At 46.9% G+C, this 19,130-nt stretch carries 12 protein-coding genes, 2 tRNA genes and 2 rRNA genes; 7 read left to right on the forward strand and 9 right to left on the reverse strand.

All coding sequences use genetic code 11. The features are described 5' to 3' along the window. Positions 1–100: 100 nt before the first annotated feature. The 7 genes from SDEN_RS17900 to SDEN_RS17930 form a co-directional block, all read right to left on the reverse strand. A 23S ribosomal RNA gene (locus SDEN_RS17900) occupies positions 101–3,005 on the reverse strand. A 498-nt stretch (positions 3,006–3,503) separates the two neighbouring features. Next, positions 3,504–3,579: transfer RNA gene (locus tag SDEN_RS17905), tRNA-Ala, on the reverse strand. Between the two features lie 137 nt (positions 3,580–3,716). Continuing rightward, a tRNA-Ile gene (locus tag SDEN_RS17910) sits at positions 3,717–3,793 on the reverse strand. Between the two features lie 216 nt (positions 3,794–4,009). Beyond that, positions 4,010–5,552: ribosomal RNA gene (locus tag SDEN_RS17915) — 16S ribosomal RNA — on the reverse strand. Together the 16S and 23S rRNA genes with 2 tRNA genes alongside form the textbook arrangement of a ribosomal RNA operon. Positions 5,553–6,178: 626 nt before the next feature. After that, the gene (locus SDEN_RS17920; RefSeq protein WP_049763106.1) at positions 6,179–6,733 is read right to left on the reverse strand and encodes a thioesterase domain-containing protein; all 555 of its coding nucleotides are present in this window, start codon (positions 6,731–6,733) and stop codon (positions 6,179–6,181) included. A 53-nt stretch (positions 6,734–6,786) separates the two neighbouring features. Continuing rightward, positions 6,787–7,224, reverse strand: coding sequence for a D-aminoacyl-tRNA deacylase (gene dtd / locus SDEN_RS17925; protein ID WP_011497863.1), 438 nt, complete (start codon positions 7,222–7,224; stop codon positions 6,787–6,789). Positions 7,225–7,278: 54 nt separating this feature from the next. Beyond that, complete coding sequence (locus SDEN_RS17930) at positions 7,279–8,220, reverse strand: virulence factor BrkB family protein (protein ID WP_011497864.1); 942 nt, start codon at positions 8,218–8,220, stop codon at positions 7,279–7,281. A 94-nt stretch (positions 8,221–8,314) separates the two neighbouring features. Here SDEN_RS17930 and SDEN_RS17935 point away from each other — a divergent pair, with 94 nt between their 5' ends. From SDEN_RS17935 to SDEN_RS17950, 4 genes are all read left to right on the forward strand, one after another. Beyond that, positions 8,315–8,542, forward strand: a complete 228-nt coding sequence (locus tag SDEN_RS17935) for a hypothetical protein (RefSeq protein WP_011497865.1) — start codon at positions 8,315–8,317, stop codon at positions 8,540–8,542. A gap of 16 nt (positions 8,543–8,558) precedes the next feature. Then, on the forward strand, positions 8,559–9,206 hold the full coding sequence (locus tag SDEN_RS17940; protein WP_011497866.1) for a DUF2959 domain-containing protein: 648 nt from the start codon (positions 8,559–8,561) through the stop codon (positions 9,204–9,206). Positions 9,207–9,420: 214 nt separating this feature from the next. Beyond that, positions 9,421–10,602 (forward strand): PrnB family protein, encoded by a 1,182-nt coding sequence (locus SDEN_RS17945; RefSeq protein WP_011497867.1) that lies wholly within the window; start codon positions 9,421–9,423, stop codon positions 10,600–10,602. Next, the gene (locus SDEN_RS17950; RefSeq protein WP_011497868.1) at positions 10,599–11,744 is read left to right on the forward strand and encodes an aminotransferase class V-fold PLP-dependent enzyme; all 1,146 of its coding nucleotides are present in this window, start codon (positions 10,599–10,601) and stop codon (positions 11,742–11,744) included. Before SDEN_RS17945 ends, SDEN_RS17950 begins: the two co-directional genes overlap by 4 nt. Here SDEN_RS17950 and SDEN_RS17955 read toward each other — a convergent pair. Both SDEN_RS17955 and glnA read right to left on the reverse strand, forming a co-directional pair. Next, the gene (locus SDEN_RS17955) at positions 11,713–12,936 is read right to left on the reverse strand and encodes a dicarboxylate/amino acid:cation symporter (protein ID WP_011497869.1); all 1,224 of its coding nucleotides are present in this window, start codon (positions 12,934–12,936) and stop codon (positions 11,713–11,715) included. The two genes, SDEN_RS17950 and SDEN_RS17955, sit on opposite strands and share 32 nt — an antisense overlap. 368 nt (positions 12,937–13,304) lie before the next feature. Further along, complete coding sequence (gene glnA, locus SDEN_RS17960; RefSeq protein ID WP_011497870.1) at positions 13,305–14,714, reverse strand: glutamate--ammonia ligase; 1,410 nt, start codon at positions 14,712–14,714, stop codon at positions 13,305–13,307. Positions 14,715–15,348: 634 nt separating this feature from the next. Between glnA and typA the strand changes: the two genes are divergently transcribed. From typA to glnL, 3 genes are all read left to right on the forward strand, one after another. After that, entirely contained in the window at positions 15,349–17,160 is a 1,812-nt protein-coding gene (gene typA / locus SDEN_RS17965; protein ID WP_011497871.1) for a translational GTPase TypA, read from the forward strand. Between the two features lie 156 nt (positions 17,161–17,316). Next, positions 17,317–17,871, forward strand: a complete 555-nt coding sequence (locus SDEN_RS17970) for a DUF4124 domain-containing protein (protein ID WP_011497872.1) — start codon at positions 17,317–17,319, stop codon at positions 17,869–17,871. A gap of 178 nt (positions 17,872–18,049) precedes the next feature. Next, complete coding sequence (gene glnL / locus SDEN_RS17975; protein WP_011497873.1) at positions 18,050–19,087, forward strand: nitrogen regulation protein NR(II); 1,038 nt, start codon at positions 18,050–18,052, stop codon at positions 19,085–19,087. Positions 19,088–19,130: the final 43 nt, after the last annotated feature.

Genomic DNA, 19,130 nt, shown 5'->3' on the forward strand with positions numbered 1-19,130 from the left:
AATTCGGAAAGCTGATTGCTCTTTTAGGAGCTTGAGTTCGCACTTTATTAAGCGCTCTATTTCTATTACTAAGGTTATCAGTAAAACCCATCTGGGTTGTATGGTTAAGCCTCACGGGTCATTAGTACAAGTTAGCTCAACGCCTCACAACGCTTACACACCTTGCCTATCAACGTAGTAGTCTCCTACGGCCCTTTAGAGAGCTTAAAGCTCTAGGGATGACTCATCTTAGGGCTCGCTTCCCGCTTAGATGCTTTCAGCGGTTATCGATTCCGAACGTAGCTACCGGGCAATGCCATTGGCATGACAACCCGAACACCAGCGGTTCGTCCACTCCGGTCCTCTCGTACTAGGAGCAGCTCCCTTCAATCATCCAACGCCCACGGCAGATAGGGACCGAACTGTCTCACGACGTTCTGAACCCAGCTCGCGTACCACTTTAAATGGCGAACAGCCATACCCTTGGGACCGACTTCAGCCCCAGGATGTGATGAGCCGACATCGAGGTGCCAAACACCGCCGTCGATATGAACTCTTGGGCGGTATCAGCCTGTTATCCCCGGAGTACCTTTTATCCGTTGAGCGATGGCCCTTCCATTCAGAACCACCGGATCACTATGACCTACTTTCGTACCTGCTCGACGTGTATGTCTCGCAGTTAAGCTGGCTTATGCCATTGCACTAACCGTACGATGTCCGACCGTACTTAGCCAACCTTCGTGCTCCTCCGTTACTCTTTGGGAGGAGACCGCCCCAGTCAAACTACCCACCAGGCACTGTCCCTAACCCCGATAAGGGGTCCAGGTTAGAACATCAAAACTACAAGGGTGGTATTTCAAGGACGACTCCACACAAACTAGCGTTCATGCTTCAAAGTCTCCCACCTATCCTACACATGTAGGTTCAATGTTCAGTGCCAAGCTATAGTAAAGGTTCACGGGGTCTTTCCGTCTAGCCGCGGGTATACGGCATCTTCACCGCAATTTCAACTTCACTGAGTCTCGGCTGGAGACAGCGTGGCCATCATTACGCCATTCGTGCAGGTCGGAACTTACCCGACAAGGAATTTCGCTACCTTAGGACCGTTATAGTTACGGCCGCCGTTTACCGGGGCTTCGATCATGAGCTTCTCCGAAGATAACCCAATCAATTAACCTTCCGGCACCGGGCAGGCGTCACACCGTATACGTCATCTTGCGATTTTGCACAGTGCTGTGTTTTTGATAAACAGTTGCAGCCACCTGGTATCTGCGACTGCCGTCAGCTTAGGGAGCAAGTCCCATCACCAACAGCAGCGTACCTTCTCCCGAAGTTACGGTACCATTTTGCCTAGTTCCTTCAGCCGAGTTCTCTCAAGCGCCTTGGTATTCTCTACCCGACCACCTGTGTCGGTTTGGGGTACGATTCCTACTAACCTGAAGCTTAGAAGATTTTCCTGGAAGCATGGCATCAACTACTTCATCACCTTAGTGACTCGTCATCAGCTCTCAGCCTGTACATTAAAGTACGAATTCCCGGATTTGCCTAAGAATTCAACCTACCACCTTAAACGCGGACTACCAACGCCGCGCTAGCCTAGCCTTCTCCGTCTCTCCATCGCAGTTAGCAGAAGTACAGAAATATTAATCTGTTTCCCATCGATTACGCCTTTCGGCCTCACCTTAGGGGTCGACTCACCCTGCCCCGATTAACGTTGGACAGGAACCCTTGGTCTTCCGGCGAGGGGGTTTTTCACCCCCTTTATCGTTACTCATGTCAGCATTCGCACTTCTGATACCTCCAGCGTGGGTTACCCCTTCACCTTCAACGGCTTACAGAACGCTCCTCTACCGCGCACTTCTAATGAAATGCACCCGTAGCTTCGGTGACTAGCTTAGCCCCGTTACATCTTCCGCGCAGGCCGACTCGACTAGTGAGCTATTACGCTTTCTTTAAATGATGGCTGCTTCTAAGCCAACATCCTAGCTGTCTAAGCCTTCCCACATCGTTTCCCACTTAGCTAGTACTTTGGGACCTTAGCTGACGGTCTGGGTTGTTTCCCTTTTGACAACGGACGTTAGCACCCGCTGTCTGTCTCCCGAGTAGTACTCATTGGTATTCGGAGTTTGCAAAGGGTTGGTAAGTCGGGATGACCCCCTAGCCTTAACAGTGCTCTACCCCCAATGGTATTCGCTCGAGGCGCTACCTAAATAGCTTTCGAGGAGAACCAGATATCTCCGAGTTTGATTGGCCTTTCACCCCCAGCCACAAGTCATCCGCTAATTTTTCAACATTAGTCGGTTCGGTCCTCCAGTTGATGTTACTCAACCTTCAACCTGCCCATGGCTAGATCACTCGGTTTCGGGTCTACACCTTGCAACTAAACGCGCAGTTAACACTCGGTTTCCCTACGGCTCCGCTATTCGCTTAACCTCGCTACAAAATGTAAGTCGCTGACCCATTATACAAAAGGTACGCAGTCACGGTCTCAAGAACCGCTCCCACTGCTTGTACGTATACGGTTTCAGGTTCTATTTCACTCCCCTCACAGGGGTTCTTTTCGCCTTTCCCTCACGGTACTGGTTCACTATCGGTCAGTCAGGAGTATTTAGCCTTGGAGGATGGTCCCCCCATATTCAAACAGGATGTCACGTGTCCCGCCTTACTCGTTTTCATCTACGGTTAGTTTTCGTGTACGGGGCTATCACCCTGTGCCGCTGGACTTTCCAGACCATTCCACTAACACCCCATAGACTTAAGGGCTAATCCCCGTTCGCTCGCCGCTACTAGGGGAATCTCGGTTGATTTCTTTTCCTCTGGGTACTTAGATGTTTCAGTTCCCCAGGTTCGCCTCATAACGCTATGTATTCACGTTATGATGACCACTTGTGTGGCCGGGTTTCCCCATTCGGACATCGTTAGCTCAAATGCTTGTTACTAGCTCGCCAACGCTTTTCGCAAGTTACTACGTCCTTCATCGCCTCTGACTGCCAAGGCATCCACCGTATACGCTTGGTCACTTAACCATACAACCCAGATAGGTTTCTTCTTTTCGCTTGTTATTCATCACGCTGTCGTTATTGTGAACCTCATTCGTCAGTCATGTAGCGCTGCTACACTCCTTTCTCATTCGCTCCACGGCTTAGACACCGTATCGAATCACTGCGCTTACCTTATCGAGATAAAGTAAGAAAAACACTGAGTCATACGTTCACTCAATAAAGAGTGGGACCAGCTTGGTTTTTACTTGTCTCACCTCCGGGTAGGAAGTGGACACGCCTTAGTTTTAAAAATATTCAAGACACTTAATAAAGTGTTTTGAGAACTCATATTTATGCTTGCGCATCAATATTATTTTTCGCACTAACCTAATCACACAAACGACAACGAATCATCATTTCTGCGCCTTTTAGTTAGTACTATCAGCTTTCCAAATTGTTAAAGAGCGGGCTTAAAAAAGCCAAAGATAAAATTGCGTTTATCTTTGGCATCTCTGTCCTAATGTATGTATCTCTTAAAGAGAATGGTGGAGCTATGCGGGATCGAACCGCAGACCTCCTGCGTGCAAGGCAGGCGCTCTCCCAGCTGAGCTATAACCCCTTTACATACAGTCGAGAAACATATCACGGTACCAACCATAATGGTTGGCGAAGCCAAATCGACTTTAGACAAGGCATAAAGTGAGGACGTTTAGCCTGCTAAACGACGAACTTTATAACGCAGTATAAAGGAAGATTTGGTGGGTCAGAGTGGACTTGAACCACCGACCTCACCCTTATCAGGGGTGCGCTCTAACCAGCTGAGCTACAGACCCATTCTTTTTGGTCTTTTGAGCCTTACTCGGCGTTACTTTCTTCGTTTCTCAGTCATGTGCTAAACGCACACTCCCTGCGAGACTCATCAAGTGCCTTGATTAAGAATCAAAATCCTCAAAAATACCTTTCGATATCTTTCTCTTTCTTTCTATCAAGTAATCTGTGTGAACACTCAAGGCGATTGCTCACTTTCAGGTATGAGTTAGTCGTATAGGTAAGGAGGTGATCCAGCCCCAGGTTCCCCTAGGGCTACCTTGTTACGACTTCACCCCAGTCATGAACCACAAAGTGGTGAGCGTCCTCCCGAAGGTTAGACTACCCACTTCTTTTGCAGCCCACTCCCATGGTGTGACGGGCGGTGTGTACAAGGCCCGGGAACGTATTCACCGTGACATTCTGATTCACGATTACTAGCGATTCCGACTTCACGGAGTCGAGTTGCAGACTCCGATCCGGACTACGACGAGCTTTGTGAGATTAGCTCCACCTCGCGGCTTTGCAACCCTCTGTACTCGCCATTGTAGCACGTGTGTAGCCCTACTCGTAAGGGCCATGATGACTTGACGTCGTCCCCACCTTCCTCCGGTTTATCACCGGCAGTCTCCCTAGAGTTCCCACCATTACGTGCTGGCAAATAAGGATAGGGGTTGCGCTCGTTGCGGGACTTAACCCAACATTTCACAACACGAGCTGACGACAGCCATGCAGCACCTGTCTCACAGTTCCCGAAGGCACACCTGCATCTCTGCTGGCTTCTGTGGATGTCAAGAGTAGGTAAGGTTCTTCGCGTTGCATCGAATTAAACCACATGCTCCACCGCTTGTGCGGGCCCCCGTCAATTCATTTGAGTTTTAACCTTGCGGCCGTACTCCCCAGGCGGTCTACTTAATGCGTTAGCTTGGGAGCCCAGTGCTCAAGGCACCAAACTCCGAGTAGACATCGTTTACGGCGTGGACTACCAGGGTATCTAATCCTGTTTGCTCCCCACGCTTTCGTGCATGAGCGTCAGTCTTTGTCCAGGAGGCCGCCTTCGCCACCGGTATTCCTTCAGATATCTACGCATTTCACCGCTACACCTGAAATTCTACCTCCCTCTACAAGACTCTAGTTCGCCAGTTCCAAATGCAATTCCCAGGTTGAGCCCGGGGCTTTCACATCTGGCTTAACAAACCGCCTGCGCACGCTTTACGCCCAGTAATTCCGATTAACGCTCGGACCCTCCGTATTACCGCGGCTGCTGGCACGGAGTTAGCCGGTCCTTCTTCTGTCAGTAACGTCACAGCAACGTGCTATTAACACGCTACCTTTCCTCCTGACTGAAAGTGCTTTACAACCCGAAGGCCTTCTTCACACACGCGGCATGGCTGCATCAGGGTTTCCCCCATTGTGCAATATTCCCCACTGCTGCCTCCCGTAGGAGTCTGGACCGTGTCTCAGTTCCAGTGTGGCTGATCATCCTCTCAGACCAGCTAGGGATCGTCGCCTTGGTGAGCCATTACCTCACCAACTAGCTAATCCCACCTAGGTTCATCCAATCGCGAAAGGCCCGAAGGTCCCCTCCTTTCCCCCGTAGGGCGTATGCGGTATTAGCAGTCGTTTCCAACTGTTATCCCCCACGACTGGGCAGATCCCTAGGCATTACTCACCCGTCCGCCGCTCGCCGGCAAAGTAACAAGTTACTTCCCGCTGCCGCTCGACTTGCATGTGTTAGGCCTGCCGCCAGCGTTCAATCTGAGCCATGATCAAACTCTTCAATTAAAGTTTTTTGTTCCCACTCAATTAAGAGTGGAGAACGGCTCAATGAATTCTGATTGCTTTATCAACCGAAGTTAACAAAGTCTTTTGTACATATTGCTATGGACATTCATCGTTGCATTGAGTTGTAATTTTTTGATTGCTCTTCCTAAGAAGAAGCAATTTCGAATAACTCAATACCTGTGAGTGTCCACACAGATTACTTGATTAGATTGTTAAAGAACGTTGCTAACATAAAAAACTTAGTTTTTTATTCAGCGGCCGTTAGACGCTAGGTCGTTGGCTTGGGCTGCGTATTCTACGCAATCCGTTGTCAGCGTCAAGTGTTTTTTCAAACTTTCTTTTCGCTTTGAAACATTCTATTTGAAGGTTTCAAACTGACTCGTTAGTTACCGCAATAATGGCCTGAGCCGCTTGCCGTGTCAGTGGTTGCGCATTATAGGGAGCTTAGAATTTTACGCAAGCGCTTTTGTGTAAAAAAATCGCCTTTTAGCGATCTTTTTGCATCTTATCCACTTAACTACACGATATGCACCATTTACCCCCAAAGTTACCCACAATTTGAGTTTTTATGGTGCCAATAAGAAGAGTTCTTAACGTAAAAATAGCCATACAATCGATTTAATGACTCATATTGGCTTTTTAAGTGACACATAACGGCCGTTAAAGGTCGCACATAAGATTTTACCGCTATAAAGGTGCACTTCTAAGTGGTGGCTCATCTTGTTGCGACGGTATAAGTCAGCAAAGTCACTATTCAATATTAAGGGCGCAGTTGCTTGGCTTTCAGTTTGGCTGTCAAGCTGCGCCTTAGTAGACGCTGGCCAAATCACTTGGCTCATTGGAGCTTCAGTCACTGGCGCGTGATACTTTATTTTGGCGTCGGCTAGCACTATGTCTGCTGTTATACCCTGACGCTTTTGCTGTAACCACACCATGCCCCAACCTGTTAGTGTCATTAAGGTATAGATGCTGCCGGCAAACATAGTTTGATGTAGATTAATATTCGGGGTTAATGGGGCTGTCACCGTGAACATTTCATCATCAAAACTGAGCGGCGCTATTTGCATAAACTCACTAACTGGGATTGTCTGGTGCCAAGTGCGTTCAAGTTGGCTGAGCAGATCTCTCTTTATAAGATCGCAGCCCTTGGCATCTTGTGTTTCTGCTGCTGTCTCTGTCATTGCCACTGTGCTGATGCTATCCATGGCGAAACCTATGTCTGTAGTTGAGAAAACTATACTTGTAGATTAAAGGTCACTGGACCATCGTTAATCAGTGACACTTGCATATCTGCACCAAAGCGGCCGATTTGGGTTTCAACTCCTTGCAGACGACAGTAGTCAATAAAGGCTTCGTAAAGATGATTGGCTTGTTCTGGCGTCGCTGCCTTTGAAAAGCTAGGTCGAAGGCCTCTGCCCGTGTCGGCCGCCAGAGTAAATTGTGATACACACAATAATGCGCCTCCCGCTTGCTTAAGGCTTAAGTTCATTTTGCCGTTTTCATCATTGAATATCCGGTAGCTGATAACTTTCGTCGCCAGTTTTTCCATGGCCTCTATATTATCTTGCTGCTCAACGCCCAGAAACACTAATAGCCCACTATCAATTTTACCTACTATTTCTGCATCTACCTGCACGCTGGCAGATTTGACTCTTTGTATTAACGCTATCATTTACGCTTAATTCCTCAACACCTGTTATCTGATGGAAAATAGCTATGACCGGCCTCACGCTATCGTATCGTTACCCTGATTAGGCTCACTTTCATCTACTTCCTTATTTTCAGTCAAGGCTGTGGTTGCCTTAGTGCCGTCCTTTTCGAAAGGGTCGTCTAAGTACTCAGGCAGAGCCGCAGTTATTTCGGCACCCACCAGCACTATCATCCAAGATAAATACACCCAAACGAACAAGATTGGAATTGTGGCCAATGCACCATAGATGGCTTCATAACTTGGGAATTGAGTCACGTAATAGGCAAAGGCACGCTTACCCGCCTCAAATAGTAGCGCCGCCACCACTGCACCGAGCAAGGCGTGGAAAAACCTCACTTTTTGAGTCGGCACTACCATATACAGTAATAAGATAGATGCCACAGAGAACAGCATAGGTAATCGTTCTACCAGCCAAGGTAACAGACCAGATAATTCACTTTGACTAAAGAGCTCGAGGGAGACCACATAAGAGGTGGCCACTAAACTTGACCCCATTAATACTGGCCCTAAAGTCAGTACCATCCAATACATCGAAAAGGACACCACTAAGGAGCGTTTTTCCGTTGTTCGCCAGATATTGTTCAATGCCTTGTCTATCGCCGATATCAATAGAATAGCCACAACTAATAAGGCAATGATGCCGACGAAGGTTCCTTTAGAAGCATTATTAACAAACTCATTGATATAGACCTGAGCCGAATCCCCTGCTGCGGGTAAAAAATATGAATAAACGAGGGACTCTATATTGACACGTATGCCTTTAAAAACGGGGAAGGCCGATAGCATGGACATGGTCACGGCTATCATAGGCACTAAGGAAAGCAAGGTCACATAAGCCAAATGTCCGGCACGAATATTGATTTGATCATCAATCAAACGGGCTTTTAGATGTAAGATAAATCGCCAAACGGATATATAGAAATAGCGAAATCCACGTGTCTGTTGTTGTATATCCACAATTATCCTTTAAAAAATTGGTATTAGGGTTTTAACTGGTTACTATGTTTTAGCACTTTATAACACGAATTTTACAACGCTTGGGAGCAAATTGATGTCACAACAAGGTTCAGCAGGCAATGTCATTGCCGCCATTGCAAGTTTTTTTATCCCCGGACTCGGCCAGTTGGTACAGGGTCGCATCCTAGCCGCCTTACTGTTTTTTATTATCACAGGTCTAGGTTACTTTTTCTGGGTGTTGATCATTCCTGCCGTAATTGGCGGTATTTTCCATCTGTGGAGCATCATAGATGCCGCCATGTTTAAGTCGAGCACCCAATAAATATAGAGTAGAAATGATGAAAAAATACTTATCTTTACTGCTACTTAGTGGTTGTTTATGCCTGAGTGCTTGTCAAAGCGCCTATTATGGCGCCATGGAGAAAGTCGGCTATCATAAGCGTGACATCATGCTAGACAGGGTCCAAGACGCCAAAGAGTCGCAACAGGATGCTCAGCAAGAATTTAGTTCGGCACTCGAGGAGCTACAAAGCTTATTAGCGATAGACGGCGGCAATTTAGAAGCCAGCTATGAAAAAGCCAAAGATGAATACGAGTCGGCAAAATCCGCGGCAGATAGGGTCAGTGATCGCATCGAGCGAGTCGAAGATGTCGCCGATGCTTTATTCGAAGAATGGCAGGCAGAAATCGATGAAATAAGCAAAGCCAGCCTGCGTAATAGCAGCCAAACCAAGCTTAAAGAAACTCAGAGACTCTACAATACCTTACTCAAGAGTATGCGTCGCGCCGAGGCTAAGATGCCACCTATTTTGACCGCGATGAAAGATAATATGCTGTATTTGAAGCATAACCTGAACGCTCAAGCCATAGGTGCCATTAAAGGTGAATTCGGCACTTTAAAGACAGACATCGCAAGTTTGCTCAAAGCCATGAACAAGTCTATCCGCGATTCCAACCGCTTTATTGAGTCAATGAGTCAAGGCTAACCCCCTTAAAATGCTGTGATGTCCTTTGGCCATGAGCTCAAAGGGCATCCATTTTATCCCAGCGAACCATTTACAACCTCGCCAGCCATCATTCGGAAGTTAAACTTTACATCTTTAGTCTATTTAATCCACAGATTTCAATCAGTTCAGATTAAAATTCAGCCAACTATCATGCTAGGTTAACTTTATGGGAAGTTAATTTTGTTGGAATGAAATGAAAGCATTAACCACTAATACTTATGCCTTCGACCAATGGATCCGTCACCGTTTTGTCGAACTCAACGATGAATTAGAAGTCTTATATTTTCAGCAATCCGATAAAGCCAACGTCGCAGGCATTGGCCAAGACATCAAGCTGGCATTAGAAAATGAAGGCCGAGCGCTTATTAAATCCTTATTACTGGAAGGTAATACTGATCAAGGCTTCGATGCCGCTTTCGATTTACTCGGTAATGTCGGCCTGTATATGGCAGCTTGTCGCCGCCACGAAATCACCGAACCTAGCCGCGAAACCCACTCCCCTTTAACAGAAGCCTCGGCGCTGGCGATGCACATAGGGGCTTCAATAGGGGTTACGCCGCGTTTTGCCACAGCCCACCTCACCAGTCACAACAGTGCTATTAATGGCACCTATAAACGCTTTACTAGCTTGGCTGATGAAAAGCTGTTTGTGGATTACAATACTCGCGGCATTTTGGCCTACAAGCGCGCTGCAGATGCACTACTAAAAATTCAGCCATTGGGTATTTCGCACCCCATTAGCCATGACTTACTTATTGTGTGTCAACAGGCGCTGCAGCAAGTGATTGACTCTAACGCTATTCTTTTTGAGCGCTTAGACAGCGAACGTTTTTTCAATTGTGTCCGCCCCTATTACAAACCTTACCGGGTTGGCTCGCAGGTATTTCGCGGTGCTAACGCCGGTGATTTTGCTGGCATCAATGTCATCGACTTACAATTAGGCTTGTGCGTCGCCAATGATCCCAGCTATTCCCAGTTATTAGTGGATAAGTTTCTCTACATGATGCCTGAAGATCAGACCCTGCTGAGGGACTGTATGCGAAGAGAAAGCTTGATGAATGATTTTCTCAATGCCAGAGAACATAGCCAGCAAGCTTGGTATCAAGCAAATTTGCGCGAGTTTTTAACAGCCTGTGAACTTCATGGCGCCACAGCAATTCAACATCATGAGCAGCTAGTCAGCAAATACATCACAGCGCCATCAAAACAACTCGGGCAGCAGCATCTGGATACCGTCACCGCCAGTGGCCCACCTTTAGAAGTACTGCTTGCAAGCCTTGAGAAGCTTAAAGACAAACGCGCAGCCAGCCCAAGACGGGACATCGCCACACGTTTCGATGATATTGAGGCGCTAAAAGCGAGCCTACTAATATGATAATGACAGCTGAAACTCAAATACGCTCATACAAACAAGACTTCTGCTTACCCAAACACGGGGTTTATCTGTTGAGCCATTCTGTGGGGCGGCCGCTTATCACTAGCCACGCCGCTTTTGTGAATGATTTTTTTAGCCCCTGGCAAGAGGGTAATACTGAGCCCTGGGGTCAATGGCTTGCCATTATCACTGAGTTTCAACAGGCGCTAGCCACGCTTTTTAATCATAAGCCCGAGTGTTTCTGCCCTCAGGTGAATCTATCTAGCGCCCTGTGCAAATTAGTGATGTCACACCCTAGACTTCGCGCGCCAAAGGCACAAATTCTGATGAGCGAGCAAGACTTCCCTAGCATGGGCTTTGCTCTGAGTCGTGCTCTTCCCGATTGTGACATTCGCTTTATCCCACAAAAAGCTGATATCACAGACATAGCCACTTGGCAGCAATATATGCAGCCAAGTATCAGCCTCGTATTTATCAGCCAAGTGTACTCCAACACAGGTCAGCAGGCCCCGGTGGCAGAGATAGTTGATCTCAGTAAGCAGCTAGATTGTTTAAGCTTGGTGGATGTGGCTCAGTCCGCTGGCATCATAAACCTAGATTTACAGCAGCTTGATGTTGATTTTATGATTGGCTCAGCGGTGAAATGGCTATGTGCAGGACCCGGAGCGGCCTATTTATGGGTGAACCCTAAGCATTTAACCGATTGTGAACCTGTGGATGTGGGCTGGTTTTCCCATGAGAATCCCTTCGAATTTAATATCCACGATTTTCGCTATCACCCCAGTGCATTGAGATTTTGGGGCGGCACCCCAAGCATAGCCCCCTATGCTCTAGCAGCCCACAGCATAGGCTATTTTAATCAACAGGCGCCCACTGTGCTGCAAGCCCATAATCAACACTTAGTCGATAAGCTGATCCAAGCTTTCCCTCAACAATTGAACTCCCCAACAGATACAGCTAAGCGCAGCGGCACTGTGATCCTCGATTTCAAAGACAAACAAACCCAAATACTTAATGCTTTGAAAGCCGTCAATATCGCCGTGGATGCCAGATGCCTAGGGGTTAGAGTCTCGCCCCACCTTTATAATGACCTCAAGGATATTGAGCAATTTATTGACCAGGTGACTCAATCTCTGTCTTAGTGGTGCCTCCCATGATGCGCTCAATAATTTGAGTCGCATTAAGGTCGTGCACTACGTTCACCACAGTAGAAGCCGCATCTGTGACCGCCCCTAGCACCACTAAAATAGGGATGGTTTCCAGCGGCAAGCCCAAGGTAGTAACAATAAAAATCTCTCCTAAAAAAGCGCCGCCCGGTACCCCGCCAATCACAAACGCCGACAACACGGCAATCAAGATGGTTAAGGCAAACACTTCGGGGGTGAACGCCAGCCCAAGCAGTGAATAAATAAACACGATTTTTAGGGCAGTTATCATGGCGGCGCCGCCTTTATTCAGGTTCACTAACAGCGGCAAACAAATCTCGGCAGTGGCATCATCTATGCCCATTTTTTGCGCCGCCCGCAAATTAACTGGCAAGGTGGCAAGGGAGGAGCTAGTGCCTAGAGCCGTAGCCGCAGGAGTGATGGCATGACGCCAAAAGATGCGTACACCTTGGCGACCACCGCCAAGCCATGCATAGAAACTTGAGCCAACAATCAAATACACTAAGGTGGCGAGGAAAAACAATCCTATTGCCCGCGCAAAAGTACCTAACAGTGACACATCTTGACTTGCCATAGTGGCGGCGAAATAACAGCCAAGGCCTAGGGGTGCTAACTTCATTAAGATAGACACTAGCTTCATCACCACGGTATTGAGGCTGGCCAACATACCAGAGACCCGCTCGCCATCTGTGCCGGACTGGCCGATAGCGATACCTGTGAGCACAGACATAATAATCAAGGCCAAAATATTGGATTTAGATAACAAGCCGGCAAAATCATTGGTGGTTAGCAGGTTCACGAAATCCATACTGCCTGTGCCAGTGTCAACAGCCTCATTTAGGGTCAATTGCACGCCTTGAGCGGGATCAAACACTAAAGCCAGCAAGGTGATCCCCACAGCTGGAATGGCCGCCATCATAATGGATACCGCCATAATCAAAGCTAAAATACGTCCAAGACGCTTCAAGTCTGTCATACGGGCAATGGAGGCCGTCACGCTAATCGCCACCAAGGGCACTATGATCATAAACAAAAGGTTGAGGAAGATTTGCCCTATAGGCTGCAGTGCTAACGCTTGTGTCGGCCAAACTAATCCCAGCACACTGCCCAATAGCAATGCAGCCAAGAGAATAATAGCATCATGATAGGGGGTTAATTTTTGCCACATAATCAGCCTTATAGATAAATACTAAACACCAAATAGATAAATTAACCACCAAGCTAACCACTCATGCGATGCTAAGCAAGTACTATACCCAAGTAACATCAAGATGCAGAATGCAGCGGGAATTTAACCTACTTTAGGCAAGGCGGCTATTTGCAGACCTAGTGGACTAAGTTAAAAATAGTCAACGCAGCATAAAGTTGGTTAAAACTCGCCGGGACGGAGCGCCTAGGGCACTCTGAGACTCGTATCTTAAGGTTATTTGCGTATATACACTCAGTCATAAAAAGAAAAAGCCCAGAGGCATGCTCTGGGCTTTTAATATTTGATGTCGCAAGGTCAATCATTCACCTCGCAGCAATACTTATAGCTTATAGGCTGTAGTACATCTCAAACTCTAATGGGTGAGTGGTACGGGCCACGCGCTCAGCTTCAGCAGTCTTGATGGCGATATAAGACTGGATGAAATCTTCGCTAAATACGCCGCCTTTAGTTAAGAACTCATGATCTGCCTTAAGGTTTTCAAGGGCATTTTCAAGAGATGTTGCCACTTGTGGGATTTCAGCCGCTTCTTCAGCCGGTAAGTCATACAAGTCTTTATCCATAGCTTCACCTGGATGGATCTTGTTTTGAATACCGTCAAGACCTGCCATTAATAGTGCCGCGAAACCTAAATATGGGTTTGCATGTGGATCTGGGAAACGCGCTTCGATACGACGACCCTTAGGGCTTGGTACCACAGGAATTCGGATTGACGCACTGCGGTTACGCGCAGAATACGCTAGCATCACTGGCGCTTCAAAATGTGGTACTAAACGCTTGTACGAGTTAGTGCTTGGGTTAGTAAAAGCATTCAATGCACGGGCGTGTTTAATAATACCGCCAATGTAAAATAATGCCATTTCACTTAACCCTGCATACTTGTCACCAGCGAACAGGTTAGTGCCGTCTTTAGCAAGCGACATATGCACGTGCATACCGCTACCATTGTCACCCACGATTGGTTTAGGCATAAAGGTTGCCGTCTTACCATAAGCGTGAGCCATGTTATGAACCACATACTTAAGAATTTGGATTTCATCCGCTTTCTTAGTTAGGGTGTTAAAACGTGTAGCGATTTCGTTCTGACCTGCGGTAGCCACTTCATGATGATGGGCTTCAACCACTTGACCCATTTCTTCCAGCACTAGACACATGGCTGAGCGTAAGTCTTGTGATGAATCAACAGGAGCAACTGGGAAGTAACCGCCTTTCACCATAGGACGGTGACCTGTGTTGCCATCTTCATAGCTAGTGCCTGAGTTCCACGCCGCTTCTTTCGCGTCGATTTTAACGAAACAACCCGACATATCCGTGCCAAAACGCACGTCATCAAATAAGAAGAATTCTGGCTCTGGACCAATAAAAACAGTGTCTGCGATACCGGTAGAGACTAAGTAAGCTTCAGCTTTCTTAGCGATAGAACGTGGGTCACGGTCATAACCTGTCATGGTACCAGGCTCTAAAATATCACAACGAATAAGTGCTGTGGTTTCTTCTGTGAAAGGATCTAACACGAACGTCGTTGGGTCTGGCATCAGCACCATGTCAGATTCGTTAATGCCTTTCCAGCCTGTGATAGACGAACCGTCAAACATCTTACCGTCTTCAAAAAAGTCTTCATTGACTTGATGAGAAGGAATAGAAACGTGCTGCTCTTTACCTTTAGTGTCGGTAAAACGTAAATCAACAAACTTAACTTCTAATTCTACAAGTTGCTTTAACACTGATTCAACAGACATGCTTGACTCTCCAGTAAGATAAAGGGGGTGCCTTTTTATAATTTAGGTTCATCGATGGTCAATTTAAGGTGCGCTTGCCTATGCACTCTTATGCTGCAATAAAATCATGCATCGATGAAGATATTCCACATAAAGCGATTTACATGCCAACAATATAATACATTGATATTATTGTGAATATAAAATCTACGCTATGTCTAAAAAACCAATAATCACCATAATGGTGCAGCACAACGCACCGTTATGGTGCAAGCCATACTAGTATGAACAGGCAGTTGCAGCGCCTTCGCTGCCGAAGAGCGTCAATACTTGGCCCTTGGCTAGTTTCAAAGGGCAGCTAAGCCTCAGCACTAACCGCCCCTTAATTTAGATTTCAGCTTAAGCCCGTTCTATTATTGTCATCAATATAGCGTCAAAAGAAGCAGGTGAACTCATCTCTTGAGCGAAATGGCTCAAAACTGGCCCTCTGAGCCCTAAGAAAAGCCGGTCCAGAAAGGGATTGTTTTAGCCTTGCTCAAAAATAATCCTATCCGCAATGCTCCCTGTGGAGTAGAATGGCACGCTTTTTATAGTGTCTATCATTATGCAAACACTATAAAGCCCCCTTTTTTTTTGATGGTTTAGAGGTTTATCCGTGCTAGAGAATTTACGTAACATCGCCATTATTGCCCACGTTGACCATGGTAAAACAACCTTGGTAGACAAATTGTTGGCGCAGTCAGGAACCCTTGCATCTCGTGGAGAAGCTACTGAGCGGGTTATGGATTCTAACGATCTTGAAAAAGAACGTGGTATCACCATTCTGGCAAAAAACACTGCTATTAAGTGGAATGACTACCGCATCAACATCGTTGACACCCCAGGTCACGCCGACTTCGGTGGTGAGGTAGAACGTGTTCTATCTATGGTTGACTCAGTATTGCTACTGGTTGACGCAGTTGATGGCCCAATGCCACAAACTCGCTTCGTAACTAAGAAAGCCTTTGCTCAAGGCCTTAAACCAATCGTTGTTATCAACAAGATTGACCGCCCAGGTGCGCGTCCTGATTGGGTTATTGACCAAGTATTCGACCTATTCGACAACTTAGGTGCAACTGACGAGCAGTTAGATTTCCCAATTGTATATGCATCAGCATTAAATGGTTTCGCGACGTTAGATCCAGATGTCGTTAGCGAAGACATGACTCCACTTTTCCAAACCATCGTTGAGAAAGTCTCTTTCCCTGACGCTGACGCGGAAGGTGCATTCCAGATGCAAATTTCTCAAATCGACTACAACTCATACGTGGGTGTTATCGGTATCGGTCGCATCAACCGTGGTAGCGTTAAGACCAACCAGCAAGTCACTATTATTGGCGCTGATGGCAAAACCCGTAACGGTAAAATGGGCCAAGTATTAGGTTACATGGGTCTTGACCGTCACGAAGTAGACATTGCAAACGCTGGTGACATCGTTGCGATTACAGGCCTAGGCGAGCTTAAGATTTCTGACACCATCTGTGCCGTTGGTGCCGTTGAAGCTATGCCGCCGTTAACTGTTGATGAACCAACACTGACAATGACGTTCCAAGTAAACACTTCTCCGTTCGCGGGTAAAGAAGGTAAGTATGTGACTTCACGTAACATTCTTGAGCGTTTACAAACTGAATTAGTTCACAACGTAGCACTACGTGTTGAAGAAACTGAATCTCCAGATCGTTTCCGTGTATCAGGCCGTGGTGAATTACACCTTTCAATCTTGATTGAAAACATGCGTCGTGAAGGTTACGAGTTAGCCGTATCGCGCCCAGAAGTAATTCTTAAGACTATCGACGGTGAACTTTGTGAGCCATTCGAAACGTTAACTGTTGACGTTGAAGAAGAAGATCAAGGATCTGTTATCGAGAAATTGGGTATCCGTAAAGCTGAAATGAAAGACATGCAGCTTGATGGTAAAGGTCGTGTACGTATCGACTTCATCATCCCAAGCCGTGGTTTAATCGGTTTCCAAACTGAATTCTTAACTGCTACTTCTGGTACTGGTTTGATTTACCACTCGTTTGATCACTATGCACCGCACAAAGGTGGTGACATTGGTCAACGCGCTAACGGCGTATTGATTTCAAACGCTACCGGTAAAGCATTAACCTTCGCATTATTTGGTCTACAAGACCGTGGTCGCCTCTTTATTGGCCACGCTGCTGAAGTATATGAAGGCCAAGTTGTTGGTATTCACGCTCGCTCTAACGATCTAACAGTTAACTGTTTGAAAGGTAAGCAGCTAACCAACATGCGTGCTTCTGGTACTGACGAAGCGCAAGTACTGACTCCGCCAATCAACATGTCACTTGAGCAAGCGCTTGAGTTCATCGATGATGACGAATTAGTCGAAGTCACGCCTAAGAACATCCGTGTTCGTAAGAGATTCTTAACTGAAAACGAACGTAAGCGTCATAACCGTAGCTAATCGTTTGTTTTAATCTTTGAGCTTGACTCAATAAAGCCCCGCCAGTTTACTGAGTGGGGCTTTTTATTGCTCAAATAAGATTGCTCAAAAAAGCTGAATTAAACTCGAAAAACAGCTAGGCTGGAACTACTGAGATTTTCTCGAACGGGATTGCCGATGCGCACACTTTTATACCCAAGCCTGCTATTAAGCGCTTTCCTCGCAAGCTTACTGCTAGCAGGCCCTGCAGCTGCCGATACCGTCTATCGTTGGGTGGATGAAAATGGCAAGGTGCACTATTCAGATACGCCGGTAAAAAATGCACAGGTGTTTGACTCAAAAGAAAACACCCGCAATGAAGTCAAAGTCAGCCACGGCAACATAAAAAACCAAGACCAAGCAGAGCCCATCGCAGATGCTGATATCCAATACCAAGTCAACATAGTCTCACCCACTGAAGAGGCGACGGTCAGGGATAACAATGGTGACTTCAGTGCCCAGATATCGATATTTCCAGAGGCGCCAAGAGGCACATTAATCCAATTAGTCTTAGACGGAAAGCCCTATGGCCAAGCTCAGACTAGCCCCAATTTTGATCTCAAAGCCGTCGAGCGTGGTGAACACTCCCTTATTGCCCAACTTGTCAGCCAAAGCGGCAAAGTCCTTGCATCTAGTTCCTCGAGAAGAATTTTTCTTCATCAAGCGAACATTAAACCTCAAGTAACCCCTTAAGCTGTCAAGTGATTATTTAATATAATTATCATATAGATAGCTAAGCCAGCTAGGTTTTCCGCTTCGCCAAATTCACTCACAGATCTCAAGCTTGCAGCTTGCACCATAGTGGTGCATCATAGGCTTTGCACCACAATGGTGCGCATTCTCAATTGAGTTTGCTAATCTAGGATGGCTAATGGACAGCAATAATCTATTAAATAATTTAGTCACTGCCGTGCTGGTGATAGATAAACAGCTCAAACCCTGTTTTGCCAACGCCGCGGCCGAGCAGTTGCTTGGCCTTGGCAACCATAGGTTGTTAGAGAGCACCTTGCCTGAGCTATACCAAGAACTCGCCATCGCCCCAAGCCTGCTGCAAGACGCCATAGCGTCAAATCAGGGCCTGACGGTAAATACGGCTAGCCTAATGACCTTAGATGGTCAATTGCACACTGTGGATTTGACCCTAATTCCGTTAGAGAATGATCCTCAATTTGGCCTATTAGAGTTAAGGCAAGTGGACCAGCAGCGGCGCATTCATCAGCAACTCAACCTCGATGCCCAGCAACAGGCAGCGCAATTTTTAGTGCGTAATCTCGCCCATGAAATCAAAAACCCCTTAGGGGGATTAAGAGGCGCTGCCCAGCTGCTATCAAGAGAGCTTAAAGAACCTGAGCTTAAAGAATTTACCAGCATGATCATTGAACAAGCCGACCGGCTCAGTAACTTAGTCAACCGCTTACTTGGACCCCAACGTCCCAGCCAGCATAGCTTGCACAACATTCATCAAGTGGTGCAAAAAGTATTGCAACTGCTGGAAATGACCCAGCCTGCGAACGTTACCATAGTGCGTGACTATGATCCGTCCATCCCAGATATGTCCATGGATCCCGAGCAATTGCAGCAAGCTGTCATCAATCTGGTGCAGAACGCCATCCAGTCCCTTGAGCAGTGTGGCGGTGAGATTTTGATTAAGACCCGCACTCAACATCAGGTCACCATGGGAAATCGGCGCCACAAACTCGCACTGGCCTTGTCCGTTATCGACAATGGCCCAGGGGTGCCCAGCGAAATCATAGACACACTATTTTACCCTATGGTCACAGGGCGCGAGCAAGGCTCAGGTTTGGGGCTCTCCATCGCTCACAATATCGCTAGGCTTCATGGGGGCCGCATAGATTGCACCTCCTCACCAGGGCACACGGAATTTACCTTAACCTTGCCATTTCAGTAACAATTCAGCGAATGGATAAGCCAGCAGAAATCGCTATAGAAAG

Source organism: Shewanella denitrificans OS217 (assembly GCF_000013765.1).
In the GTDB taxonomy this organism is placed as follows: domain Bacteria; phylum Pseudomonadota; class Gammaproteobacteria; order Enterobacterales; family Shewanellaceae; genus Shewanella; species Shewanella denitrificans.

Bases quoted from the DNA above. Each gene is read 5' to 3' on its own strand.
- SDEN_RS17950 (WP_011497868.1), top strand. From the start codon at position 10,599: ATGATAATGACAGCTGAAACTCAAATACGCTCATACAAACAAGACTTC.
- SDEN_RS17935 (WP_011497865.1), top strand. From the start codon at position 8,315: ATGTCACAACAAGGTTCAGCAGGCAATGTCATTGCCGCCATTGCAAGT.
- dtd (WP_011497863.1), bottom strand. From the start codon at position 7,224: ATGATAGCGTTAATACAAAGAGTCAAATCTGCCAGCGTGCAGGTAGAT.
- SDEN_RS17920 (WP_049763106.1), bottom strand. From the start codon at position 6,733: ATGACAGAGACAGCAGCAGAAACACAAGATGCCAAGGGCTGCGATCTT.
- SDEN_RS17970 (WP_011497872.1), top strand. From the start codon at position 17,317: ATGCGCACACTTTTATACCCAAGCCTGCTATTAAGCGCTTTCCTCGCA.
- SDEN_RS17940 (WP_011497866.1), top strand. From the start codon at position 8,559: ATGAAAAAATACTTATCTTTACTGCTACTTAGTGGTTGTTTATGCCTG.
- glnL (WP_011497873.1), top strand. From the start codon at position 18,050: ATGGACAGCAATAATCTATTAAATAATTTAGTCACTGCCGTGCTGGTG.
- SDEN_RS17945 (WP_011497867.1), top strand. From the start codon at position 9,421: ATGAAAGCATTAACCACTAATACTTATGCCTTCGACCAATGGATCCGT.
- SDEN_RS17955 (WP_011497869.1), bottom strand. From the start codon at position 12,936: ATGTGGCAAAAATTAACCCCCTATCATGATGCTATTATTCTCTTGGCT.
- glnA (WP_011497870.1), bottom strand. From the start codon at position 14,714: ATGTCTGTTGAATCAGTGTTAAAGCAACTTGTAGAATTAGAAGTTAAG.